We start from the raw sequence: 24,800 nt of genomic DNA on the forward strand, positions 1-24,800 counted from the left end.
AACAACTCTCGTGGCCTTGGGCGGGTCCCTTAGCGATTGGACGAAAACCCTTGCCGAGTGCAAGGCGTTGCAAAAACCGGTTGAAAACGGCTGATAAGCCCGTTTGAAACCGTGATTTTGCCGACTTGTGCTGGCAAGGTTGTAGGGAAAGCGCGACGGCGCCGGAGGTACGACCCGCCGGAAGGGCCAAATAAGAAAACTCGAAAAACTATCCTACTCGCGCACCAATTCGGCTAATGCTTTCCAACACATAATCGTGCATAACTTCTTTATAATCAAGATGTGTGACCATGCGCAGTTTGTTGTTACCCATGCTGCTGATGTAAATTTTGCGCTCTTTTAAACGCTGTATCAAAGCCGCTTCGTTTAAACCTGGCTGCAAAGAAAAAATAACAATATTGGTTTCGACAGGCTCAACGCGCGCCACCCACGACATTTGCGACAAAATAGCGCCCAACTCCTTAGCTCTGCGATGATCCTCGGCCAAACGCCCAACGTGATTATCGAGCGCATAAATGGCCGCAGCTGCCAAATAGCCCGCCTGACGCATACCACCGCCAAGCACTTTTCGGATACGCAACGCCTTGTGAATTAACGCCGCATCGCCCACCAAAGCCGAACCAATGGGCGCACCTAAACCTTTTGAAAAACAAACGGAAATCGTATCGAAATACGCACCAAAACTCAATGGTTGCTGCTGTTTAGCCACCAAAGCATTCCAGATTCGGGCGCCATCGAGATGAAACTTTAATTGATGTTGCCGGCAAACGTTGGCAATGGCAGCAAGTTCGGCCAACTCGTAGCAGGCGCCGCCGCCTTTATTCGTTGTGTTTTCAACGCAAACCAAACTTGTAAGCGGACTGTGGTAAAACTCCGGATCGGTTATAGCGGCCTGGACTTGATCGGCTCTGATTTTCCCGCGATCGCCGTCGATTAACGCGCAAGAAACCCCGCTGTTAAAAGCTACTCCGCCGGCTTCGTAATTAAAAACGTGCGCATACTTATCGCAAATCAGCTGGTCGCCCGGTTGCGTATGCAATTTAATAGCCGTTTGATTGGCCATAGTACCCGACGGGAAAAACAAGGCAGCTTCTTTACCAAATAAGGCGGCCACTTTTCGCTCCAATTCGTTCACCGTTGGATCTTGTTTGTACACATCGTCGCCCACAGGTGCTTGAAACATCGCACGGAGCATTTCCTGTGTTGGTTTAGTAACTGTATCGCTAATTAAGTTTATTTCCATTTGTAGGCAAAGAAGTCTTACTTTTGAGCACGCAAAATTAGACTTATTTATGACAAATACCGAACAGATTAAGGGTATTGTAGAGCGCCTTGGTGCGCTGAGGAGGTATCTTTGACATAGATGCCAAGCTTATCGAAATAGCCAATGACGAAGAAAAGACATTGGCACCCGATTTTTGGAATCAACCCAAACAAGCAGAAGCATTTGTTAAAACGCTGCGTTCTAAAAAACAGTGGGTAGACGACTACAAAAAAGCCGAGAATTTAACCGAGGAGTTGCAATTGGCATTGGAATTTTTCCGCGAAGGCGAACTCACCGAAGAAGAACTCGACACGGCGTTTGATGCTGCAAATTCGCACATAGAAGCAATCGAATTCCGCAATATGTTGTCGGACGAAGGCGATGCTATGAGTGCCGTTTTACAAATTACTGCAGGTGCAGGCGGAACGGAATCGTGCGATTGGGCTGCCATGCTCATGCGTATGTATTTAATGTGGGGCGAGAAAAACGGTTACAAAGTGAAAGAACTGAACTTTCAAGCGGGCGAGGTTGCTGGAATTAAAACCGTAACGCTCGAGTTTGAAGGCGATTATTCGTTTGGGTATCTGAAAGGCGAAAACGGCGTGCATCGATTAGTGCGCATTTCTCCGTTTGATAGCAATGCCAAGCGGCATACATCGTTTGTTTCGGTGTATGTGTATCCGCTGGCAGATGATACGATAGAAATCGAGATTTCACCCGCCGATATTAGCTGGGAAACCATGCGTTCGAGCGGTGCGGGCGGTCAAAACGTAAACAAAGTTGAAACGGCCGTGCGATTGCGCCACCATCCTACGGGTATTATCATTGAGAATTCGGAAACGCGTTCGCAGCTCGACAATAAAACCAAAGCTATGCAATTGCTAAAATCGCAGTTGTACGAAATTGAGTTAAAGAAAAAGCAGGCTTTACGCGATGAAATTGAAGCCAAAAAGATGAAAATTGAATGGGGTTCGCAGATTCGAAATTACGTTATGCATCCCTATAAACTGGTTAAGGACGTGCGAACACAATTTGAAACATCTGACGTTGATGGCGTTATGAACGGCGAAATTGATGCGTTTCTGAAAGCGTATCTGATGCTCATGGGTCAGAAAGAAGAAGAAGAAGCGTAAACTAAACATTTAGGTTTATCATAAAAAAAAGCTGTATTCAAACGAGTACAGCTTTTTTCTTTCCGAGCGTTTTACTCGTAGAGTTTATTGTGTTTTTCCCAATCTTCTCGAGAAAGTCGAAACTCCAGATTAACGGGATTGTTGCTCGTTGATTCGAATTCGGATTCGCCAAACAATTTCGCTCCTAATTTGAGTACTGCTTTTTGTGAACGGAAATTGTATTTGCCGACATGAAAAATTATGTGTTCGATGTCTAACGAAAAAGCATGATTAATCATTAGTTGTTTGATTGCACGATTGTAAACACCTCCCCAATAATCGACTGCAAGAAATGTGTATCCGATAGCAATGCTTTTAAAAAATTGGTTGTGCTGGTAAAAACGGGATGAACCGATAATTTTGGAAGTTACTCGATCTCGAATCACGTAGGCAGCAGCGGCGTTTTGTGCGCTATGAAAGTACTTTCGGAAAACTTCAATTTCGTGTCTATTTTTCTCTGGGTGTTGTTCCCAAATGCGGTAATCAGAAGCAACGCTGTACAGTTCATCGAAATGTTCAGGCACGAGTAACTCCAGACGAACTAAATCATTTTTAAGGTCGTTTGATCTAAAGGGCATAAATTATTTTGTAAAAAGGCCTAGGGTACCTCCTACCCAATCTTTGTCTTTGTTAAACTTCACTCCAATCATTTCTCCTCTACTTAGTCGAACCAAATTGCAAAGCAGTGTAGGTCGGTCTGCTCCGTTTGGCCACAAACAAAGTACTCTAATTTCAGCTTTTACCAAACCGTCGGGCGATTGCACTACTGGTTTGTAATGCACTTTTTTCTGCAAAATATATAAATCTTTATCGACAACTCCGTCGATATCTGCTTTCGTTACGTGAAAAACAACTCCAGAGCCACTAAACGAGAAAAGTGGTTTTAGTACGTAGTTTTCTAAATCGGCTGGTATTTCTTCGATCTCGCTTAGTAATTGCGTATCAATAAAATACGTTCCTTTTAGATACGGCAATATGAACTTGCTAATTCGAAAGAACCAATTTGGATGCCCGGCCCATTCCACAGTTAAATCTTCTGTAAATGAAAAGTTTAGTTTTAAATCGGTACGAACGTCGAGTTCGTCAAAAATCACGCGATTGTAGATACGCTTTATCGGTTTTAAATCGCCGTTTTCATTGTAATACAGCTGATTTCCTTGTTTGATAACCTCAGTCACACAAAGAATCTTTATACCGAATTGCCGCGCACAATAGTAGAAATCGATTTTGGTATTTTGCTTTTCTGGTTCTATTTCTAAAAGCACTACTTCTTCGGGAGCGTGATTCCCTAGAATAACCTTTCCTAAAATTTCGTAGTACTCTTTGTTACTAATGTTATTAAAAAACGGTGTTAGTTCCGATAAAAACGGATATACGCTTTTGAATTTTTCGAAGATTTCGATTTGGAAATTAAAAAGCGACGGAAATCCTTGCACTTCAATTAGTTTCGGAACTACAGCTCCGTTTTCTTCACAAATTCCAAAATCAATTGCTAAAAACTCGGTGTGCTCGGTTTCGTTTGGCACTTCTTTGTTGAGTTCTAGCGCACGTTGCGTTTGTGCTTTGAAATCCGGATTTTTTATAAAGTCGATGACTTGTTCGCAAGCATCAATCAGTTGCTTTTTCAGAGATTCGTCGACGAACAACGGAGTTTCCGCCATCCGAAACGTGGGCATATAGTCGAAATCAGCGGCAACAGCTTGTTTGAAAGCGTCGTACTTTTCGGTTGAAAAAGCCTCGTTAAAGCGTTTTCTGTAGTCTGTAATCATGGTGCTTACTAATTAGATTGTATTTTTTTGTGTGTAAGCAAGTGATTGATAGCTGTTCGAAGAAAGTTTGGGATAAAGGTTTCGTTGGTGCGATATACCTTTTCGTCGTCCAGCAAATCTTCTAACATATTTCTAAATTTTCTTCTGCCTTTCATGGCTTTAATGCGCTCGCGTTTTTTCTCGTCGCGCAAATTGGCAATGAAGCTAATTGGGTCGGCTTCGGGATGAAACTGCGTTCCGATGGCATATTCTGAGAATCGAACGGCCATAATTGCGCGTTCGTACTGCACGTGATCACGGATTTTCTCAAGCGACAAGATTTGTGCACCGTGTTTTTTGAAGACGCTCAATTTTGGTTGAACCACCTGATAATCGCGTGAATCTACCGCATAATACGGGTCGTCTAATCCTTCAAAGATCGGATCATTAAATCCCTCTTTGGTTTTGTGAACGGTCATTACGCCAAAAGAGGTGTCGTTTCGTTTAGTTATTTCCGCAAGTCCGAAGTGTTTGCAAGCCATTTGGAAGGAATGACATATAAAGAGGATGTGCTTTTTTACGGGTTTTTCCTTGTTCCAAAGCATAAGTTCATCAATAAAATTGAAGTACTGCGCATCCCAAACGCCATCGCCTTCTAAAGGATTTCCCGGACCGCCGGTCGAAATATAAATATCGTATTCGGCTAAAGCGGGAAATTCTGCTTTTCCTCTAACATTAAAAACCTTGAAGCTTACTAACTGATTGAATCGGTTTATGATATCTATGATGCATCGCATGCCTTGATTTGGCTCGCCGTCGTACATATCGAGTATGGCAATTTTAATTTCTTGATTCATTTGTGTTGTGTCAGATTGCAAATATAAGGCAGGAAATTGTTAAAGTCCCTTCGTAAATTCGGCAGTTATGAAATCTACTACTTTCGTTAAATCTTGTGTTTGATTAAAAACAGCCAATTGCTTGTCGGCACCTGTACCTTCAGCCATCATGCGGTGCACGTACTCGATTTGTTTTCTGCTGCCAAGCTCATCGACAACATCTTCTACGAAATCAAGCAGTTCTAAAATCAATGATTTTGTTTCAACTTCCTGTTTCAAACCAAAATCGATCATGCAGTTTTCGATTCCATAACGCGCAGCGCGGAATTTATTCTCTTTTATAAGTGCCAATCGATAAATATTGAAACTGGTGTTTTGAACGGTTAATTTGTACAACTTCGCGACTATCGCCTGTATGATTGCCACTAAACACATGGTTTCATCGACTGTTAGCGACATGTCGCAGATTCGGAATTCGATCGTGTTGTAAAACGGATGTAACCGCAAATCCCACCAAATTTTCTTGGGATTATCGATACAATTCGTCTTCACTAAAGTGTCGAGGTAATTGTCGTATGCGGAAACCGAATCGAAATATTCGGGTAAGCCCGTTCGAGGAAACTTATCAAAAACTTTGGTTCTAAACGATTTATATCCGGTTTGTCGACCTTCCCAAAACGGCGAGTTCGTCGATAGTGCAAAAATGTGCGGCAAGAAATAGCAGGCTTGATTCATCAACTGCATACCGATTTCGCGATTTTCAATACCGACGTGACAATGCATGCCAAAAATCAGATTGGAGCGCGCAGCGTCTTGCAATTCGTTTACAATGTTATGATAGCGCGGATCGTCAGTAATTGGTTGATCTTGCCAGCGCGAAAACGGATGTGTTCCCGCACCACCGACAACCAAATTTTGTTTATCGGCTAATTCGACAATTTTAGAACGCAGAAACTTAATTTCCGATTCGGCTTCGGCAACGTTATTACAAATGTTGGTTCCAACTTCTACAACGCTTTGATGCATCTCGGCTTTTACCTGCTCGTTGAGAATAATCTTGGCGCCGTCGACAATCTTCGACAAGTGCGAACGTAAATCCCGCGTTTGCGGATCGATGATTTGGTATTCCTCTTCTACTCCTAAAGTAAAAGTGGGTAGCTTGGTTTTCATGTGTTTTTGGATCTGACGTTAAACATCATTTAGAGCGGAAGTGCAGCCGATTGCTTGATAAAGTCGCCCCAACGCAAATTCATTTGACCCGATTTGTGCTTTTTAGCAAATCCGATGGCCATTTTGGCAGCTTCTTCCACAACCCAATCAAAATTCTCTCTTCCTACCGAAGTTAATTCGGCATCTGGTGCTGGATTACCAAAATCGATTGCGTACGGAATTCCATCGCGTACAGCAAACTCTACCGTATTGAAATCGTATCCCAAGCCGTTGCACAAACGCAAAGTGTAATCTTTAATCGTAGCCAACAATTTCTTGTCGGTTACCGGATTATCAACCACATAGCGCAAATGATGCGGGTTTCTTGGTTCGTATGGCATGATACGTACTGCTTTTCTGCCTAAGCAATACACGCGGAAATACGAATCGAAAACAATTTCTTCTTGCAAAAGCATTACTAATTGGCCGGTTTCACGGTGTTTCTGCCAGAATTCATCGCGATTTTCAAGACGATATACATTTTTCCATCCGCCGCCAGCATACGGTTTCATATACGCTGGAAAGCCTACATAATCGAACATGCCTTCCCAATCGAGTGGATATGCGAGGTTTCGGAACGACTTAGCCGTAGTGTCGGTTGGATGTTCTGCCGAAGGTAAAATAACGGTTTTAGGAAGCGGAACTCCCAAGGTATCAGCCAAGCAGTTGTTGAAAAACTTATCGTCGGCACTCCACCAAAACGGATTGTTTATAACGTTCGTGCCGGTTAAAGCCGCGTTTTTAAGGAATGCGCGATAAAAAGGAACGTCTTGCGAGATACGATCGATGATCACCGCGTATTCGTGCGGACGATTTTGAATAACTTTATCGATGCTTACCGCTTCGGCGATGATGCCTTTTTCATTTTTTTCGTTTACACGTTCGATAAAAGCGGCTGGAAAAGTGTCTTCCATGCCAAATAGAATACCAATCTTTTTCATATTGAGTGTTTTGTTAGTTTAGAAGAATTTAATTCGTGATAAGTAGTGTGGAAACATTTCGCGCCAAACGGGCCAATCGTGTTCGCGATCTTGGCGGATATCCAACCAATGATCGACTGATTTACCAGCAAGTACCCGACTTAATTTGAGGTTTGCATCGAAACAAATGTCCCAATTACTGGTTCCTAAGATGATGTCCATATTCCATAGTTCGTGATCGTTTAAACCGTGGAGATAATCTTCTGGACTGTTGTAGAACACATCGTCGTTATGAAAACCATTCATGAAGCTTTTGATGCTGAATGCGCCACTCATAGAGAACATGTGGCTGACGTAACCCGGATGGCGAAATGCGAAGTTGGCTGCATGATAACCGCCGAAGCTACAGCCGGCGACAGCTACTTTATGTGAGTACGTATTATGACGTACGCGTTCTACGATTTCGTGGCAAATCATCTTGTCGTACCAAACATGATTTTGAATGCGGTGTGCCGGATGAATGTTTTTGTTGTAAAAACTGTCTTTGTCGATACTATCGGGACAAAAAATTTGGATTAATCCTTGTTCGAGATACCATTGTGCCGAACCGATTAAACCTTGGTCGCGGTTTTCGTGGAAGCTTCCCATCGAAGTTGGAAACAAAATAACTGGATAACCCGCGTGGCCAAAAACCAGCATTTCGATTTCGCGACTTAAATTGGGAGAATACCACTTAAAATATTCTTCTTTCATAGTTTGTGATTCGTTCTAGACAAGTTTAATCAATTCAATCGAAAAAAAGCGCACAACGGCTTATTATTATCAGATTATCTATAAAAAGCCTAGCAAATTCGAAATATATTAAGGAAGTCAATAAAAAATATGCAACTGCCAAAAGATATGCAGTTGCGTTGCCTTTCGATTGCTTGAAAACGCTGCGTTTCGCATGGAAAATTTACTCTAAAACGCGGTTTGCAGGTCGAAAAGCTGCACTTGATTCTTTAAACGTTCGATCAGCATCCCCATCATTCTTTTGTTAAGTGCGGACGAATTTTTGATATACGTCTCAAATTCTGCTTCGGTAAAAAGAGCAATGACCATTCCTTTTAATGCATTTCTGAATTTGATATCGCGTTGAATGCTGTGTTCTATAAATTGTAGTTTCTTTTCAACTGAAAGTTGCGCAAAATCAACCTTACTCTTACTGATGTAGTTTTTGAAAACAGCTATAAATAGATTGTTTTGCAATTTGAGGATAGGTCGTAAGGTGGCGTTTTGAAAAATCTCGTCGGCCGACGAATTAGGCTGAATACTTCCCAGCGTCGGACCGCGGAAATCGGTTAGAAATTGATCCCTGGCTTCCATCTTTTTCTTTTAAAATTACGAAAGAAGCCGTTGCACATTTCACTGCTGTTTAGATGTTTTAAACATCTTATTAACCAATCAACGAACGATGAGCTTTACCAAAGATGCGCCTTTGACGTGTTGCACAGATTTTGTGTTTTTAGGAATAGAAACCGATTTTTCCTTCGTTTCAACTTCTAGTAGTACTAATACATTGTCTACGAGCACCGGAACGCGAAGCACAAAATCGGCAGGAACATTTAGCCAGCGGTATTTGAGCTTTGATTTTTCGATTTTAACTTCCAATTTCGGAATTTCAGTAGTTCGTAGATAAAAATCGAACACTGGTTTAAGATTTGAAGCAGTTTCTCGACTCCAGAAGTCTTCAATTTCAGCAGAAGTTACGATTTGCTTTTGGTACGTGAGGCACATTTTTTTGAGTGCTTCCTTAAACTTTGCATCGTCGTTCATGTGATTTCGAATCGTTTGAATGATGTTCGCGCCTTTAAAATACATATCACCCGAACCTTCTTCATTAATGCCGTAACGACCAATAATTGGAATATCGTTTCCTATGATATCTTTAATTCCGTCTAAATATTGATATGCTGCATCTTTTCCTTCGGCACACTCCAAATAAACAATTTCGCTGTAAGTTGTAAAACCTTCGTGCACCCACATATCGGCAATGTCTTTTGTGGTGATGCTGTTTCCAAACCACTCGTGTCCAGCTTCATGTACCAAAATAAAATCAAACAACATACCGGCACCTGATCGCGACAAATCGTTACCCGCATATCCTTTTAAATAGCGATTTCCGTAAGCAACAGCACTCTGATGTTCCATACCTAAATAAGGTGCTTCGACCAGTTTGAATCCGTCTTTACTAAACGGATATTCGCCAAAAGCCGCATTAAAACAATCGAGCATTTTAATAGTTTCGTCTTTAAATTGCGGGAATTTCGCAGCGTTCTCTTCCAACATCCAAAAATCTAAATCCAATCCTTTGTGCACTTCCTGAAAGCGCTGAAACTTCCCCAAATAAAACGTAATGTTATAAGCATTTATCGGTTCGGTGACCCGCCAATGCCAAATAGTGTGCCCGTTTTTAAGCTGACTATTTGAAATCAACCGGCCATTTGATACCAAAGGTAGATTTTCGGAAGTCGACATTTGGAAATCGACACCAAAATCAGGTTCGTCGGACTGAGAATCTTTGCACGGAAACCAAGCGCTAGCGCCCAAACCTTGTACGGCAACGCCTACAAACGGGTCTCCGGACTTACTTTTCCTAAAAACCAAACCACCATCCCAAGGCGCGTTTCTGGCAACAATCGGATTTCCGTGATAATACACCTCAATTTCGCGCTCTTCAACCACAGTCGAAATAGGAATCGTAACAAATACAGCGCCTTCGATACGTTTATAGGTACATTTTTGTTTATTGAGAATGATGGAATCTAGGACAAGATTTTCAGCTAAATCAATTTGAATTTCAGGAGTTTGTGCTTGTACTTTCGCTCGAATGGTATTGAAACCCGAAACCGACTTGCTAGGAACATCCAAGTGAATATTTAAGTCGTAATGCAGTACATCGTAGTTTATACGTTCGGGTCGCAAACCGCCTTTTAGCGAATCTTTTTTCGTTTGCGAAAAACTAGATAGAACGCATGCAAGCAGCGCAAAAATTAATAATCTCATTTGTTCAATTTAATCAATTCTAAGGCTTTTTCCATTTCAACATCGCGTTTAGCTATCAAATCATCCACAGTAATTTTAGTCTCATAATCCGGGAAAATTCCACGTCCTTCCTCAGCTGTTTTATAGGTTGGAACGATCTTCATCAAACCTAAACGCAAGTAAATTTCTGAATTTTTAAGACGCACAAGTGGCATTCTGCCCGCTACGGTTCCGTTGTAGGCACCTCCTGTTTCCTGACCAATAAAAACGGCTCGTTTACTACCTTTTAAATTAGATGATATAATGCAGGAAGCAGAAAAACTACCTCCATTTATCAATACATAAACCGTTCCATTAAAAGCCGTTGCTCTTGGTTTTCTCTTCTTGTGCTCCGGACCTCGATAGTAATATTTTCCATCGGAACCTTTTCGTACTTTGAAGAAGTTATACGTGTAATAAAACGGTGCTCCAATTAAAGCAAGCGTTTTCCGAAGCAGATTTCCTCCTTTAAAATAATCGGCTTTGAAAAGCGAAGTTTTTCCAGCAACTTCCGTTCGATCGCAAAAAACGTATGGCTCTTTTGAAAGATACGAATACAGATAGCCAATTTCTGAAAGTCGGCCGCCGGGATTGTCTCGCAAATCGATGATCAGATTTTTAACTTTCTTTTGTTTTAAAGTGAGAAAGGCATCTCTGTAAAAATCATCGAAGTGTCCAATTGAAAAACCGCGAATTTTCATGACGGCTGTCGTCGAATCAGTTGCTATGATTGAAAAAGATCGGTTATAGGTATCTGTCGCAGCATTGTATCCAAAATAACTATTTTTTCTATTTTTCTCTTTGAGCTGTTTTTTTCGTTCCTTTTTAGAGATATTAGTTGCAGTTGTTTTCTCTTCTTTTGCTGCTTTAGTTTCGCGAATGAGAACTTTTTGGAAAACGCTGTCGCGGAAGCTTAAAGTATAAGTAACGCTGTCTTGCAAACCATGTTCCACAGTGTAGTACGAGGAAAATAGATTCCCAAACCGCTCATCGATAAATGTTCTGTTGTAACCATCGGAAGTGTACAAACGCGAATATTTCGCATATAAATCAGCAACATTTTCCTTATTGATAGTTAAAACGCGCGTTCCGATTGCTATTGTCGAGTCTTTAGAGGCGTTTTTTGTGATGAATAATTTTCCGTCCAGCCATTGAAATTCCAATTGAGAAAACGGCCCTTTCCCATTTGAATTGAGAATCTTGGTTTCGACTTTTGAAAGTCTTTTTCTAGGAGGCACCACCGACAAATGTCCTTGACGAATTGAATTTACTACGGGCGCGAGTTGCGTGTAAAACTCGTACGGTTTCATAGGTTTAGAAAGCGTATTGGTAAAGCTGTCTATTTTGAATTTAAAATCGCGTTCGCTGATGTACCAATCTAAATCAGCTTGATACTTTTTTAAATTTCTATAGGCTTTTTTAACGTCTGCTTTCAGTTCGTTTGGCTGAATATCAGTACTTATTTTGGCGTTGTATTGTTGCGTACTTCCACAACTAGCTAGCAGTACTGCCGCAGCAAATAAAATTCGCTTCATAAACTCTCTTAGGTTTGAATAACACCCAGATTAAACTTTTTCTCGATAGGTGCGTTGTTTGCTGCTTCGATTCCCATCGAAATCCAAGTTCGTGTGTCGAGCGGATCTATAATTGCATCGGTCCACAAACGTGCAGCAGCGTAGTATGGCGAAACTTGCTTGTCGTATTTCGATTTTATCTTTTCAAACAGAGCTTGTTCTTTTTCGGCATCAACAATTTCTCCTTTCGCTTTAAGCGCAGCCGCTTCAATTTGCATCAGCACTTTCGCAGCTTGTGTTCCGCCCATTACCGCTAATTCGGCACTTGGCCAAGCAAAGATTAAGCGCGGATCATACGCTTTTCCGCACATAGCATAATTTCCAGCGCCGTAGCTATTTCCAACGATAACCGTAAATTTAGGAACCACCGAGTTCGAAACGGCATTTACCATTTTTGCTCCGTCTTTGATGATTCCGCCGTGTTCTGATTTGCTACCTACCATAAAACCCGTCACATCTTGAACAAAAACCAACGGTATTTTCTTTTGATTGCAATTAGCGATAAATCGTGTTGCCTTATCTGCCGAGTCGGAATAAATTACGCCTCCAAACTGCATTTCGCCTTTTTTAGACTTAACGACTTTGCGTTGGTTGGCAACAATTCCAACAGCCCAACCGTCGATGCGAGCGTAAGCTGTGATGATCGATTGTCCGTAACCTTCTTTATAGTAATCCAATTCCGAATTGTCAACCAACCGTTCTAATATACTCACCATATCGTACTGATCGGATCTGGATTTGGGAAGAATTCCGTAAATCTCTTTTGGATCGGCTTTTGGTGGTGCACTTTTCTCACGGTTAAATCCAGCTTTTTCGAAATCGCCGATTTTGGAAACGATTCGTTTGATTCGATTTAAGGCATCGTGATCGTCTTTCGCCTTGAAATCCGTTACGCCCGAAATTTCACAGTGTGTTGTCGCGCCACCAAGCGTTTCATTATCGATATTTTCACCAATAGCTGCTTTTACTAGGTAACTTCCAGCAAGAAAAATACTGCCGGTTTTATCAACAATTAAAGCTTCGTCCGACATAATCGGTAAGTACGCACCTCCAGCTACGCAACTTCCCATAACAGCGGCAATTTGCGTGATTCCCATGCTACTCATAATCGCATTATTTCTGAAAATGCGTCCAAAATGTTCTTTATCTGGGAAAATTTCATCTTGTAAAGGCAAGTAAACACCGGCAGAATCGACCAAATAGATGATTGGAAGTCGATTTTCCATCGCAATTTCTTGTGCGCGTAAGTTCTTTTTGCCGGTAATCGGAAACCAAGCACCCGCTTTTACTGTGGCGTCGTTCGCAACAACTATGCACAGTTTTCCGGATACGTAGCCGATTTTAATTACCACGCCTCCGCTCGGACAACCTCCGTGTTCTTCGTACATTTCATCGCCAACAAAAGCACCAATTTCAATGCTGTTTGTTTTATCATCTAACAGATAATCAATGCGTTCGCGAGCAGTTAATTTTCCTTCGCTGTGTAATTTTTCAATGCGTTTTTGGCCGCCGCCGAGCTTAACTTTTGCGTACTTTTGTTTGAGTTCGGAAAGTAAAAGTCTGTTGTAATCTTCGTTTTTATTGAAGGTTAAATCCATACGTTAACTGCTAGTTTAGTGTTTGCTAATTTATGTAATTCGGGAATGTTTCTGGAAGAATTTTGAATTAGACGTTCAACTAATCTAAAGTTAATAGATTAGTTAACGTTAACTTAACATGGCAGCGATACTTTTGCAGCCGTAAAACATGCCTTATCATGACCGTAAACAATTTCTTTCAATTTTTAGTTCCTAAGGACAAGAAGTTTTTCCCGCTTTTTGAGCAAGCAACCGCAAACCTGATTCTAATGGCTTCGGCCTTGCATGAAGTGGTTAACCTCCCTCCTTCTGAACGCGTTACTGTTTATCAAAAAATTGAGGAGTTCGAACAAGTAGCAGAAGACATTACACGACAAGTAAACCTTGAGTTAAGTCGCAATTTTATCACTCCGTTTGATCGTGAAGATATTTATGCTCTGATTACTGCCATAGACAACATAACTGGAAATTTGTACGGCGCAGCGAGCAGAATGCGTTTGTATCACGTAGATAAAATCACAAAATCGATTCGTAAATTAACCGAAATCAATCTCGAAGCTTGCCAAAGCATTGATTATGCGGTTCAAGAATTGCGCGATTTAAAGAAAATCAAACGCATTACCGATGCTTGTTTGAAAATTCAAAAACTAGAAAATAAGTCGGATGCCGTTTACGATAAAGCTGTTGCTGATTTATTTGAGAATGAAAACGACGCGAAGAACATCATTAAATACAAAGAAGTTCTTTCGGTTTTGGAATCGGCTGCTGATAAGTGTAAGAGTGTTGCCAGCGTTCTAGAAGGTATTGCCGTTAAACATTCGTAATTAAAGCGCAATGACATTACTCATTATCATTATCGCATTAGCGCTTGTTTTTGATTACATCAATGGCTTTCACGATGCGGCAAATTCGATTGCAACTGTTGTAGCAACTAAAGTACTTTCACCTTTTCAAGCCGTGCTTTGGGCTGCGTTCTTCAACTTTTTAGCCTACTGGGTTTTTGGCTTTGGCGTTGCAGATACGGTTGCTAAAACTGCACACACGATGGAAATCGACTTAGTGGTTATCCTTGCGGGTGTAATTGCTGCGATTATTTGGAACTTGTTTACGTGGTGGCAAGGAATTCCCTCCAGTTCATCGCATACCTTAATTGGTGGTTTCGCGGGATCGGCGATTGCTCATGCAGGATTCGATGTCGTAAACTGGTATATTCCCGCTAAAGATGGCGGACTACCTTCAGGCGTAGCAATCGTTATCGCTTTCATCGTTCTAGCGCCTTTTGTGGGTGCTTTGGCTTCATATTTAATCAGCGTTTGGTTGCTTCATGCCTCTCGAAAATCGATTTGGCCCAAACTGTTTACAGCCGGTATTATCATTCTAACCGTTTGGTTCATTTCCACACAATTATATTATTACGAAAAGATAAAAGAACCGCGATTTGAGTCGGAGTTTTGGAGTGTTGTTTTCGAATCTCACAACATTAAATGGTTCCTTATTGGGTTTATAATTCTTACGCTGGCCATCTTTGCTTTGGTTTTTAGTTCGTTGAGCAATTCCAAAGCTGAAGTAATTTTGAAGCGTACGCAACTTATATCTTCCGCGGCATTTAGTTTAGGCCATGGTGGAAATGACTCTCAAAAAGTAATGGGTATCATTGCAGCTGCGGTTGCCGTGTACATAAATACAAGTGGCAGTGCACAAGCGGCTATGCCGGAATGGCTAGATGTAGTGTTACCAAAAGACGATACACCTGGAAAAATGCCAGAATGGATTCCGCTTGCTTGTTACAGTGCGATTGCGCTGGGTACACTTAGCGGCGGTTGGAAAATTGTAAAAACCATGGGGTCGAAAATAACGAAAGTAACCGCCTTTGAAGGAGTTGCTGCTGAATCGGCCGGTGCATTAACGCTTTACTTTACGGAACATTTAAAGATTCCTGTTTCAACAACACATACGATAACCGGATCGATTATTGGTGTAGGTTTAACGAAACGTATTTCGGCAGTACGCTGGGGTGTCACCGTGAGTTTAGTCTGGGCGTGGGTATTAACCATTCCGATTTCGGCGATTTTAGCTGCTTTGATCTACTGGATCTTAAAAATATTTATCTAGAACATTTTTAGTCACATCAACATTGAAAAATTCGCTCTCTGTGGGCGAATTTTTTGTTTTTATAACAATTAAAAAAAGTAGTACTAATACTCGGAATTTTATCAGATTTCAACGATTTTTGTTACTGTCTGGTTACATTCGCTTATGCAAACAACTCAGGAACTCGCGGCAAATTATTTTCATGCGTGGTTGCGGCAAGATGCAGCAGCTGCGTATTCTTTTTTGCACACCGATTTCAAGTACTGGGAAATCATTGCAGGTGAAATGAATCGTTCGGATTTTTTCAGATTTCTAAATACGTGGTTTAACAAGCCAACAGAAATGTTTTTTACGTACGATTTTCTAGATGCGGGCATCGATTATGCCGTGGTGCGCTATTACTCGTATTTCAATTATCCAGGCAATAGTTTTCGCATTAAATTAGAGGTAATTTCCGAGCTATTCTTCCACAAAGATAAAATCATCAGTCAGAACGATTCGATCGATCTGTATCATTTCTCACGTCAAGCCTACGGAATATTTGGGTTCATTTTCGGTCACAGTTTGTTCATGCACAAAATGTTAGCACGACAAATGCGGTATCCCGTTTGGTTGGCCAATCCAAAAATGGACGCTGAAAATCCGTTATCTAAAAAGCTGTTTTTTCGAAGTTCCGAAGTACGTCGGATAACTCCCACGAAAAAGTAGATCGGAAGTTTAGAAAACCCGATTTTACCTCCAAAGGCGAATCGAAATTATTGTCATACAACGCTCCTGTTCCTAAACCTTGTGGGATTACATTCTTTTGATTAGCAGTAAATTGTGCTATGGCATTTAAACCAATGCTACTTTCTAAAGCCGAAGTAATCCACCAACCTATTTGTCTGTTTTCACAAGCTAAAATCCATTGCTGGGTGGCTTCCCAACCACCTAAAAAGCTGGGTTTAAAAATAGCGTACTGCGGCGCAATAAAGTCGAGAACTTCGTTGGTGTTTTGCAAACCAATCAACTCTTCATCAAGTGCTATCGGGAGAATATTTTTGCTACACAGTTTTCGCATTTCCTCCCACTGCCCTGCTTTTATGGGTTGTTCGATGCTGTGGATATCAAACTTAGCGAGTTCGTTTAATTTAAATGTTGCTTCTTCCTTGCTGAAAGCGCCGTTGGCATCGACGCGGATTTCGAGCGTGTCTTTCGAAAACGCAGCGCGGATTTCTTTGAGGATAGCTAGTTCACTATCGAAATCCAAGGCTCCCACTTTTAATTTCAAACAACTAAAGTCGGCGTTTAGTTTTGCTGCCACTTCAGCTTTCATTTGGTCGGCACTACCCATCCAAATCAAACCATTTATCGGAATCCCAGCCGTTCCTCTTGAGAAATCGTTGTCGAAAAGCAAAAAAGGATTCTCGGCTTTAAATGATTTTTCGGCTATTTCAAATCCGAATTTTATCGAAGGCCAATCATTCAAATCTAAATCCGAAATAGCTGTACCTGAGTTCACTAAATCGCAAAATTCGTTGAGTTTCGAAACATAATTTGGTCGATCGTCGTAACTCAATCCACGTAGCAGTCCGCACTCACCTATTCCTGATTTCTCGCCATCAGAAAGTACAATAAAATGCGATTCTTTCTGCAGCAAAACACCACGCGATGTACCTGCGGGTTTTATAAAATTCAAAAAATACGGATAAGCCCGAGCGGTTACAGACATAGGAAATGTATATGCACAAAAATACAGTTTGTAGCAGTAGTTTGCTGTACTCTCTAATGATTAATTACTGTTTTTTGGGCAATACGCCGCCTCGAAAAATGCTTCAAATAAAAGTCGATTTTGGCGGCGTCCGCGTTTTTTGCTGCAACTCCTCGCTTCCGATAGCTATCAGAATACTGTTGTCGTTGCTGCGGGGTTTCCGCGTCAACCGCTATTGCGCCCCACTCACCCCACTAATAATACAGAAATAGTAGCTTCCCACGTTTCGTTCTTCTAATGAAAGTACATGTAATTCAGTTCAAGAAAAGCAAAAGAAATTGTACATTTAGTTCGCAGATAAAGAGCGTTTTATGTCAAGGTACATGCTTCAAAAATTCGATAGCGGAATGCACTACATTTTGGTACCAGATGCTGTTGTTGCCGCGATTCGTAAAAATGGAAACACACGAGCCATTTGCACACTTAATAAAGCCGAAACATTTCATTGTGCGTTACTTCCAAAAAAAGAAGGTGGATACTTTGTAAATGTGGGTTCGAAAATTTGCAAGAAGCTCAAAATCGGTGTAGGAAGTGAAGTTGAAGCAACATTTGAAATCGACCAGTCTGAAATTCAGTTTGCAGTGCCAGAAGAATGGACCGCTGTTTTAACGACCGACGAAGAGGCAAAACAAATTTTCGAACGATTAAGTCTGGGAAACCAACGCGGATTATTGCATCTGATTGATCAGGTAAAATCGACAGAAAAGCGTGTTGAGCGTGCATTAAAAATCGCTGAAAAACTAAAAATGGGAATTACTTCTCCACGTATCATTCTAAAATAATTGCTGTTTAATAGAAATAAAAAAGGTGAAGCTCAAAACGAACTTCACCTTTTTTTATTTAAAGAAGATTATTTCCCTTCCGAATAATCGATTAAGTATGTTGCTTGAATGTTCACAATAATTTCCATTTCACCAGCAGCAAGTGATTGTTGCGCATCGTCTGGCACGCTCATAGCCAATTCGTAAGCGCGCTTGGTAAATTGCGTAGGAATGTAATCGCTAGACATATCCGTGATGTTAAAAACTTTTCCTAGTTTAACTTCCGCAGCCGCAGCCAGTTCAGCCGCTTTTCGCTTTGCACTTTCAACGGCAAGCTTTCGCGCTTCTGATTTTTTCTGCTCGGCTACCGACGATTTCAACTGAACGTTATCGATAGCATTAACTCCTTTTTCGGTTAAACCTTCTACAATCTTATCATAACTGTCTATCTTTTTTAATAAAACAGTTATTTGCTGACGTGCCAAGAAGTTTGATTTTTTGCGTCCGAACCAAAAATCGTCGTTTAAATACACGCGTTCTGTTTGAATATCGGTCGATGCAATGCCTTGCGAAGCCAAGTATTTCAACACAGCATCAACTTTCTGCATGTTCGATTTCTGAACCTCGGCAGCTTTAGTGCCCGAAGTTTCTACAGCGAAAGTTAGTTCTACTTGGTCGGGAACTACCTTTACTTTACCTATTCCCGTAACGTAAATAATAGGTTTGTTGTCAACTTGAGACCATGCAAAACTGCTGATCAACAACAGTACCATTCCGATTTTTGATTTCATGATTATTTAGATTTTTAGATTATAAAAATGGATTGTCAAAGAACGTGCCATCATTTTTTAAATCCGAATTGGTAGATTCCTAAACCTAAAAATGCAGCCGCTGGAATGGCCGAAAAGGGCAAGGTCGCAGAAAACGCTCCGAAGTATGCTATTGCAGTAAATACATACCCAGCCACTGCGCCTCCCAGATGAGCTGTGTGGCCAATATTATCGTTGGCGGCTTTCATTCCATACATACTATACAAGAGAAATAGCAATCCGAAAATATAGGCAGGGATACCGATGGGAATTGGAAAAATCATTATCTCAAGATGCGGATCAAATATCACTGTTCCAAACACAATTGCTGAAACAGCGCCTGATGCTCCAAGCGCGCGATAAAAAAAATCGTTTTGATGAACAAAAAGGGTCAGTAAACTTCCAGCTGCAAGACCAACGAAATACATCACTGCAAAAAACACAGGCGAACTAAAATAGATAAACTGACTTCCAAACAAATACAAGGCATACATATTAAAAAATAAATGAAATATATCGCCGTGAACCAATCCAGAACTCAAAAGGCGATAGTGGTCGCCCATGCGTATTTTTCGTATTTCGAAGATGCATTTTTCTCGTATGCTTTCATCTGCGAAAGCAACCAAACTAACTAAAACGGTTATTGCCAGAACGGCAAGAAGGACAACAGGCATAGTGTTAAAATAAGAACGAAAGTAGTACAAAAACCTGCCATTGCAGTAATCTATAAACCAAAGATTACTTCTAAAATAAAGAATTGACAAAAAAATACCGAGATGATAACGAATACCGCTTTAGAAAGAAACTCGAATAAATGAAGTCTGTATGGAAAAACAAACTCTAGTTTTCAGAAACGCGTATATTTGTAAAAAAAAATTGTTCATGCAATTACTAGCGTATTGCTTAGCGTTTCCGCTGCTCTGGTTGGTATCAAAATTACCTTTTTCTGTAATTTATATCTTATCTGATTTAATATACTTTTTTGTCTATCGAGTCTTTGGTTACCGCAAAACCACAGTCAGAAAGAATTTGGCTTTAGCACTTTCTGAAAAATCTGACGAAGAGCGATTACAAATTGAAAAAGACTTCTATAAACATATGTGCGATATGTTTTTAGAGATGGTGAAATCGCTTAGCATGACTGACGAAGAAATGAAACGCCGATTTACATTTTCTAATTTAGAATTAATAAGTGAGTACGAAAAGAAAGGCAAAAGCATCATTTTGATGTGTGCCCATTACGCAAGCTGGGAATGGTTGATGATTTTATCTAATTATATAACCTTTGAAAGTTATGCAATCTATAAAAAAATTGGAAATCGTTATTTCGATGCATTAGTACGCAAAATTCGAGGTCAGCATAACGCGAAGCTAATTGAATCAAAAAAATCGATTGAGACTATGGAGTTGCACAAAGAACAAGGAATTCGTGCATTTTATGGCTTTGCATCCGACCAATCGCCACAACTGGCAAAGGCAAAATATTGGGACAAATTTATGGGCATAGAAGTGCCGGTTTATACGGGAGCCGAAATGTTAGCGAAACGACTGGATATGAATATGTTGTTTGTTAAAGTTGAGAAGATTAAACGAGGATATTACCAAGCAACATTAGTTCCATTGGTAGATGAACCTATAAAAGTGCCCGATTACGAAATCACAAGTTTGTATTTACGCGAAGTTGAAAAACAAATTCTTGACAAACCGGAGCATTACTTCTGGACACACAAACGCTGGAAGCACATTGGCAAGAAAAAGCTCGTAAATAAAAAAAGTACTACCGCAAGAATCTAAAAACTTACTTTTCCTGTTAATTTCCTCAAAAATTAAAATATACTTCGCCGTTATCGAGTAAATACAAGTATTTTTACGAATGTATCGCATTTGAAAATCTATGGCTATGAAAGTGTATGTAAAATTTGATATCAATGCGCTCTGTAGAAAAATCTTACAAGAGCAACTAGACGCATCTGGAATAAACTATCGAATTATAGCGTTTGGTGAGATTGAGATCCTAGATAAGCTATCTGCGGAAAAACAACGTAAACTTGAAGAGCAACTTGGCGAGTACGGCATTCAAATTGTTGAAAATCAAAAAAATATCTTAGTTCAAAAAATCAAAGACGCCATAGTAGAAATGGTGAACCAAGAAGAAAATCAACCTAGCTTAAAAAGTTCGGTGTATCTCGCAGAGAAACTAAATCACAGTTACAACTATATTTCAAACCTGTTTTCGGAAGTCACCTACTCTTCTATCGAAAGCTTCATAATTCTTCAAAAAATTGAACGAGCTAAGCAACTAATTCTAACGAATGAGCTTACCTTTACAGAAATTTCATACAAATTGAATTACTGTAATGTTGCACATTTCAGTACGCAGTTTAAAAACACTACAGGAATAACACCTTCGGCATTTCAGCGGATTATCAAAAAAAGGCGCGAGTTACAAGTACAGGAACAAATTCAAAACAATTAAGAACTCTAAGATTTCCCCAAAATCATGAACAACGATCTCATTCACGTTTGCCTTGCCGATGATGATGCCGACGACCGGCTGTTTTTCACGGAAGCCTTCGAATCAATAAAAATCAAAACTGCAATCACCGTAGTTAACGACGGCGTGGAGTTAATGGATTTTTTAAACAACGACGAAAATTCAAAACCGCACATCTTGTTTCTGGATTTGAATATGCCGCGCAAATCGGGTATGGAATGTTTGTTTGAAATAAAACAAGACAGCCGCTTCAACAACATCGCCGTAGCTATTTACTCTACTTCTGCCTCAGAGCGCGATATTGAAGATGCCTTTGTTAAAGGAGCTAACGTTTACATCCGTAAACCAAACGATTTCGAAGAATTGAAACGCATTCTTAATGAAGTCATCGCCCTAAATTGGCAGTATCACACCAGCGGTTTAAATAGGGAAAATTTTGTTCTCAGTATTTAAGATTCGTCGATTTTGACTGACTTGAGTCGTTAGTCATTCTCCAAACAAAATTGTTTACAACTTTGATTTCGGCGAACTAAATCTCCGCAACTCGTTTAAAGCTTCAGCTGCTTCAAGCTCTTCGGCGGGAATGACTTTTAAAAACGACGGATGTTGCTCGATAGCGTACTCAATTTTCTCTACAATCGATTCAATCGACTCGTTTTCATAATCAATTTCCAAAGGCTCTTTTATAATCATCGATTGTAAAATCCCTTTCTTTTTCATACGTAAACCTTTTTTATCGAACGAACGGCGAAATCCGTCGATGACAATCGGAACCACAATTGGTTTGTGCTCTTTGATGATGTGCGCTGTACCTTTTCGAACGGGCTTGAACGATTTTGTGGTTCCTTGTGGAAAGGTAATTACCCAACCGTCTTGCAAAGCAACTTTGATGTTTTCGGTATCATTCGGATTCACTTCACGCTGAATATCTTTTCCTTTTGCACGCCAGGTACGTTCTACAGTAATTGCACCCACGTAGGCCATCATGCGCGGAAGAATGCCCGAATGCATCGTTTCTTTAGCTGCAACGTAATAGATGTTGAGCTTAGGGTTCCATAAATAACCAATATTTCGGATATGATCTACCCGACCGTGTAAAGCAGCATTAAAAACATGAAACATGGCCACGACATCGGCAAAATAAGTTTGGTGATTGGAGATAAATAAAACGTTTTGTGCAGGTAAAGCACGGATAATCTCCGAACCGTCGATTTGTAATTCGTTAAATCCGCGATAACGGCGGTGTGTTGCGGCGCCAAAAATGCGAATCAGCCATTTTTTGATAAATAAAATATGTCCGAACGGATTTCTTTTAAATAGTCCCATGCGCCAAACATAAATTAAATTTGACTAATTGCCGAATTTCGTGCCAACAATAACATTTGTTTCACTTCTGCTAACATCATCGCAGTAGCGCCCCAAACCGTGTGTTGCCCGAAGGTAAAGACTTTAGTTTTGATCTTGAAATTGTAGGCGGTATCGATATCCATTGTGGAAACGGCTGTATCGTCTAGCAGTACGGATAGTGGTAATGGAACAATGGCGGCCACTTCACGCAGATTTGGAGTGAATTCGAGATAATCGCTGGTAACAAAAAGATACGGATGTACTTCGAAATTACTTGGCGGAACGTAAAGCGGTGTTAGTCCGCGTACAAAATGCTGTTCCGTAAGTGTTATTCCTATTTCTTCTTGCGTTTCACGCACAGCAGTTTCATAGAAATTTGCATCGAATAATTCCTTTTTTCCCCCAGGAAAAGCAAGTTGTCCGGAATGCACACCTTCGTATTCTGATCGTTGAATCAAAGTTATCGTTTCTTGATTTTGGTGTGTAGAAACAATTACTGAAACGGCGGCATAACGTTTTTGAACGGCTTTTTGCGCAGCTAATTCCAAAGCTTGCTTTCGATCAGCTGGAGCCATATTTAGTTGCGCATCCAAGCCTGGAAGCTCAAGAGATTTAATATGTGGAACTAACTCACTAAATGCTATTTTTGCCATGAAAATTACTGTTTGTGTATAGTAAAAAAGAAAAAGCCCAGCTTATTACCGATTTTTGGACCGCTTTCGCAGAAGCATATCCACACAAGTGGCTGCTTTACGATACCAAAATTAAAGATTTACAACTCAAGTTCGATGTTCAAAATTCGGGAGTTCGCATTATTCTAGAAGTGGGTATGCGCCACGAGGAAACACGAATCAAGTATTTTGAACAACTACAGGCGATGCGCGTACTTTTCCTTGAGTTTTTTCCAGAGATTTTTTTCGAACGAAATTTTACGCTAGAATCTGGGAAAATAGTGAGCATCGTACATACTGATAAACTAGAACGCAATTTCTTCAACAGGAATTATTGGCCCGAAATCTTCGAATTTATGGCTTCTAACATGCTGCTTATGGAACAATTTTTCTTGGAATACGCCGATATTATTCGCCAGTCTACAACCGAATAAATTAGTTAACCAATTGTTTTTAAATAATTTAAAACATTGGTTTCGATGCGCGCTGCCAAGTTAGTAACTGGTGCTTTAACGAATTTTTCACCTAAAATTTGTTCGTAAAGTAAAGCGTATCGTTCTGTAACAGTGTCGATGTATGCGTCGGTTAATTCTGGAATCGATTGCCCTTCTTTACCTTGAAATCCGTTTGCAATAAGCCATTGACGAACAAATTCTTTGCTTAATTGTTGTTGCGGCTCGCCTTTATCTTGACGTTCTTGGTAACCATCGGCATAAAAATAGCGCGAAGAATCGGGCGTATGAATTTCATCAATCAGAACAATGGTTCCGTCGGCTTTTTTTCCAAACTCATATTTAGTATCAACCAATAGCAAGCCGCGTTCGGCCGCCATTTCAGTTCCTCGTGCGTAAAGTTTAAACGTGTAGTCTTTAAGGATTTCCCAATCTGCTTTCGATACTATGCCTTGAGCTAAGATTTCTTCTTCAGAGATATCTTCATCGTGCGAACCGGAAGCAGCTTTTGTTGTTGGCGTAATGATGGGTTGCGGAAGTTTATCGTTTTCTTTCAAACCTTCCGGCAAAGCCACACCACAAAGTAAACGCTTTCCGGCAGCGTATTCACGGGCAGCATGTCCAGCCAAATAGCCCCGAATCACCATTTCCACTTTAAAAGGCTCACATTTTACGCCAATACTTACGTTAGGATCAGGTGAGTCCAGCAACCAATTCGGAACTATATCGGCTGTGCTGTCCATGAATTTTTTCGCAATTTGATTGAGCATTTGTCCTTTGTAAGGAATTCCTTTTGGAAGTACCACATCGAAAGCGGATAGTCGGTCGGTGGCAATCATCACCAGTAAATCGTCGCCAATGCTGTAAACATCGCGAACTTTTCCTTTGTAAAATGCAGTTTGATTTGGAAACTGAAAATGAGTTGCCGTAATTGTAGTTGACATGAGTGTGTAGTTAGATGCGCAAAAGTATTGCGTTCGCGCTGAACCATCAAAATAAAGTTTTAAAATTAATAAATATAATTACTACGGAATTTTTCGCCTCAAAACTTAATTATTTCTA

At 40.5% G+C, this 24,800-nt stretch carries 26 protein-coding genes; 9 read left to right on the forward strand and 17 right to left on the reverse strand.

Translation table 11 applies throughout. The features are described from left to right. Positions 1–208: 208 nt before the first annotated feature. A complete protein-coding gene (locus ACOVQQ_RS11350) occupies positions 209–1,243 on the reverse strand; it encodes a threonine aldolase family protein (RefSeq protein ID WP_421818297.1) in 1,035 nt (344 codons plus the stop codon). A 49-nt stretch (positions 1,244–1,292) separates the two neighbouring features. Between ACOVQQ_RS11350 and prfB the strand changes: the two genes are divergently transcribed. Further along, positions 1,293–2,397 (forward strand): peptide chain release factor 2 gene (gene prfB / locus ACOVQQ_RS11355; protein ID WP_421818298.1). Its coding sequence is split into 2 segments (ribosomal slippage): positions 1,293–1,355 and positions 1,357–2,397, totalling 1,104 coding nucleotides; the frame shifts between segments, so codons are not numbered across the junction. A 71-nt stretch (positions 2,398–2,468) separates the two neighbouring features. Here the strand turns inward: prfB and ACOVQQ_RS11360 are convergent. From ACOVQQ_RS11360 to ACOVQQ_RS11405, 10 genes are all read right to left on the reverse strand, one after another. Beyond that, positions 2,469–3,014, reverse strand: coding sequence for a GNAT family N-acetyltransferase (locus ACOVQQ_RS11360; RefSeq protein WP_421818299.1), 546 nt, complete (start codon positions 3,012–3,014; stop codon positions 2,469–2,471). 3 nt (positions 3,015–3,017) lie between these two features. Then, positions 3,018–4,205 (reverse strand): hypothetical protein, encoded by a 1,188-nt coding sequence (locus ACOVQQ_RS11365; RefSeq protein ID WP_421818300.1) that lies wholly within the window; start codon positions 4,203–4,205, stop codon positions 3,018–3,020. An 8-nt stretch (positions 4,206–4,213) separates the two neighbouring features. Further along, a complete protein-coding gene (locus ACOVQQ_RS11370; RefSeq protein WP_421818301.1) occupies positions 4,214–5,041 on the reverse strand; it encodes a type 1 glutamine amidotransferase in 828 nt (275 codons plus the stop codon). Positions 5,042–5,080: 39 nt separating this feature from the next. Next, positions 5,081–6,190 carry a carboxylate-amine ligase gene (locus tag ACOVQQ_RS11375; protein ID WP_298148689.1) on the reverse strand — a complete coding sequence of 370 codons (1,110 nt, stop codon included), beginning with the start codon at positions 6,188–6,190 and terminating at the stop codon, positions 5,081–5,083. A 29-nt stretch (positions 6,191–6,219) separates the two neighbouring features. After that, on the reverse strand, positions 6,220–7,170 hold the full coding sequence (locus ACOVQQ_RS11380; RefSeq protein WP_298148688.1) for an ATP-grasp domain-containing protein: 951 nt from the start codon (positions 7,168–7,170) through the stop codon (positions 6,220–6,222). An 18-nt stretch (positions 7,171–7,188) separates the two neighbouring features. Continuing rightward, positions 7,189–7,902: an esterase family protein gene (locus ACOVQQ_RS11385; protein WP_094486540.1), complete on the reverse strand. Its 714-nt coding sequence runs from the start codon at positions 7,900–7,902 to the stop codon at positions 7,189–7,191. Between the two features lie 207 nt (positions 7,903–8,109). Continuing rightward, positions 8,110–8,514 carry a glyoxalase gene (locus ACOVQQ_RS11390; RefSeq protein WP_298148686.1) on the reverse strand — a complete coding sequence of 135 codons (405 nt, stop codon included), beginning with the start codon at positions 8,512–8,514 and terminating at the stop codon, positions 8,110–8,112. Between the two features lie 78 nt (positions 8,515–8,592). Then, positions 8,593–10,194, reverse strand: a complete 1,602-nt coding sequence (locus tag ACOVQQ_RS11395) for a M1 family metallopeptidase (protein WP_421818302.1) — start codon at positions 10,192–10,194, stop codon at positions 8,593–8,595. Then, complete coding sequence (locus ACOVQQ_RS11400; protein WP_421818303.1) at positions 10,191–11,747, reverse strand: S41 family peptidase; 1,557 nt, start codon at positions 11,745–11,747, stop codon at positions 10,191–10,193. Before ACOVQQ_RS11400 ends, ACOVQQ_RS11395 begins: the two co-directional genes overlap by 4 nt. 8 nt (positions 11,748–11,755) lie before the next feature. Continuing rightward, positions 11,756–13,384: an acyl-CoA carboxylase subunit beta gene (locus tag ACOVQQ_RS11405; protein ID WP_421818304.1), complete on the reverse strand. Its 1,629-nt coding sequence runs from the start codon at positions 13,382–13,384 to the stop codon at positions 11,756–11,758. A 158-nt stretch (positions 13,385–13,542) separates the two neighbouring features. Here ACOVQQ_RS11405 and ACOVQQ_RS11410 point away from each other — a divergent pair, with 158 nt between their 5' ends. From ACOVQQ_RS11410 to ACOVQQ_RS11420, 3 genes are all read left to right on the forward strand, one after another. After that, positions 13,543–14,187: a DUF47 domain-containing protein gene (locus ACOVQQ_RS11410; RefSeq protein WP_094486535.1), complete on the forward strand. Its 645-nt coding sequence runs from the start codon at positions 13,543–13,545 to the stop codon at positions 14,185–14,187. Positions 14,188–14,197: 10 nt separating this feature from the next. Then, on the forward strand, positions 14,198–15,475 hold the full coding sequence (locus tag ACOVQQ_RS11415; protein WP_421818305.1) for an inorganic phosphate transporter: 1,278 nt from the start codon (positions 14,198–14,200) through the stop codon (positions 15,473–15,475). Between the two features lie 144 nt (positions 15,476–15,619). Continuing rightward, positions 15,620–16,162, forward strand: a complete 543-nt coding sequence (locus ACOVQQ_RS11420; RefSeq protein ID WP_421818306.1) for a nuclear transport factor 2 family protein — start codon at positions 15,620–15,622, stop codon at positions 16,160–16,162. On the opposite strand, the gene ACOVQQ_RS11425 is transcribed toward ACOVQQ_RS11420, so the two are convergent. Next, positions 16,104–17,165 carry an o-succinylbenzoate synthase gene (locus tag ACOVQQ_RS11425; RefSeq protein ID WP_421818307.1) on the reverse strand — a complete coding sequence of 354 codons (1,062 nt, stop codon included), beginning with the start codon at positions 17,163–17,165 and terminating at the stop codon, positions 16,104–16,106. The genes ACOVQQ_RS11420 and ACOVQQ_RS11425 overlap by 59 nt on opposite strands. A 350-nt stretch (positions 17,166–17,515) precedes the next feature. Here ACOVQQ_RS11425 and ACOVQQ_RS11430 point away from each other — a divergent pair, with 350 nt between their 5' ends. After that, positions 17,516–17,986 carry a DUF1905 domain-containing protein gene (locus tag ACOVQQ_RS11430; RefSeq protein ID WP_421818308.1) on the forward strand — a complete coding sequence of 157 codons (471 nt, stop codon included), beginning with the start codon at positions 17,516–17,518 and terminating at the stop codon, positions 17,984–17,986. A gap of 68 nt (positions 17,987–18,054) precedes the next feature. Here the strand turns inward: ACOVQQ_RS11430 and ACOVQQ_RS11435 are convergent, their stop codons facing one another. After that, positions 18,055–18,756 carry an SIMPL domain-containing protein gene (locus ACOVQQ_RS11435; protein ID WP_421818309.1) on the reverse strand — a complete coding sequence of 234 codons (702 nt, stop codon included), beginning with the start codon at positions 18,754–18,756 and terminating at the stop codon, positions 18,055–18,057. 50 nt (positions 18,757–18,806) lie between these two features. Further along, positions 18,807–19,448 carry a rhomboid family intramembrane serine protease gene (locus ACOVQQ_RS11440; protein WP_421818310.1) on the reverse strand — a complete coding sequence of 214 codons (642 nt, stop codon included), beginning with the start codon at positions 19,446–19,448 and terminating at the stop codon, positions 18,807–18,809. Positions 19,449–19,656: 208 nt separating this feature from the next. Between ACOVQQ_RS11440 and ACOVQQ_RS11445 the strand changes: the two genes are divergently transcribed. The 3 genes from ACOVQQ_RS11445 to ACOVQQ_RS11455 all read left to right on the forward strand — a co-directional run bounded on the left by ACOVQQ_RS11445 (position 19,657) and on the right by ACOVQQ_RS11455 (position 21,721). Continuing rightward, positions 19,657–20,568 carry a lysophospholipid acyltransferase family protein gene (locus tag ACOVQQ_RS11445; protein ID WP_421818311.1) on the forward strand — a complete coding sequence of 304 codons (912 nt, stop codon included), beginning with the start codon at positions 19,657–19,659 and terminating at the stop codon, positions 20,566–20,568. A 106-nt stretch (positions 20,569–20,674) separates the two neighbouring features. Further along, positions 20,675–21,250 carry a helix-turn-helix domain-containing protein gene (locus ACOVQQ_RS11450; protein ID WP_421818312.1) on the forward strand — a complete coding sequence of 192 codons (576 nt, stop codon included), beginning with the start codon at positions 20,675–20,677 and terminating at the stop codon, positions 21,248–21,250. A gap of 24 nt (positions 21,251–21,274) precedes the next feature. Then, positions 21,275–21,721, forward strand: coding sequence for a response regulator (locus ACOVQQ_RS11455; RefSeq protein ID WP_421818313.1), 447 nt, complete (start codon positions 21,275–21,277; stop codon positions 21,719–21,721). A gap of 54 nt (positions 21,722–21,775) precedes the next feature. Here ACOVQQ_RS11455 and ACOVQQ_RS11460 read toward each other — a convergent pair whose 3' ends face one another. Further along, complete coding sequence (locus tag ACOVQQ_RS11460) at positions 21,776–22,594, reverse strand: lysophospholipid acyltransferase family protein (RefSeq protein ID WP_421818314.1); 819 nt, start codon at positions 22,592–22,594, stop codon at positions 21,776–21,778. A 14-nt stretch (positions 22,595–22,608) separates the two neighbouring features. Further along, positions 22,609–23,268 carry an NUDIX hydrolase gene (locus ACOVQQ_RS11465; protein ID WP_421818315.1) on the reverse strand — a complete coding sequence of 220 codons (660 nt, stop codon included), beginning with the start codon at positions 23,266–23,268 and terminating at the stop codon, positions 22,609–22,611. A 14-nt stretch (positions 23,269–23,282) separates the two neighbouring features. On the opposite strand from ACOVQQ_RS11465, the gene ACOVQQ_RS11470 reads away from it, so the two are divergent. Then, positions 23,283–23,720, forward strand: a complete 438-nt coding sequence (locus ACOVQQ_RS11470) for a DUF4268 domain-containing protein (RefSeq protein WP_421818316.1) — start codon at positions 23,283–23,285, stop codon at positions 23,718–23,720. Positions 23,721–23,725: 5 nt separating this feature from the next. Here the strand turns inward: ACOVQQ_RS11470 and ACOVQQ_RS11475 are convergent, their stop codons facing one another. Beyond that, positions 23,726–24,682 carry a phosphoribosylaminoimidazolesuccinocarboxamide synthase gene (locus tag ACOVQQ_RS11475; RefSeq protein ID WP_421818317.1) on the reverse strand — a complete coding sequence of 319 codons (957 nt, stop codon included), beginning with the start codon at positions 24,680–24,682 and terminating at the stop codon, positions 23,726–23,728. Between the last annotated feature and the right edge of the window lie 118 nt (positions 24,683–24,800).

It is taken from the genome of Flavobacterium sp., assembly GCF_049240005.1.
Classification (GTDB): domain Bacteria; phylum Bacteroidota; class Bacteroidia; order Flavobacteriales; family Flavobacteriaceae; genus Flavobacterium.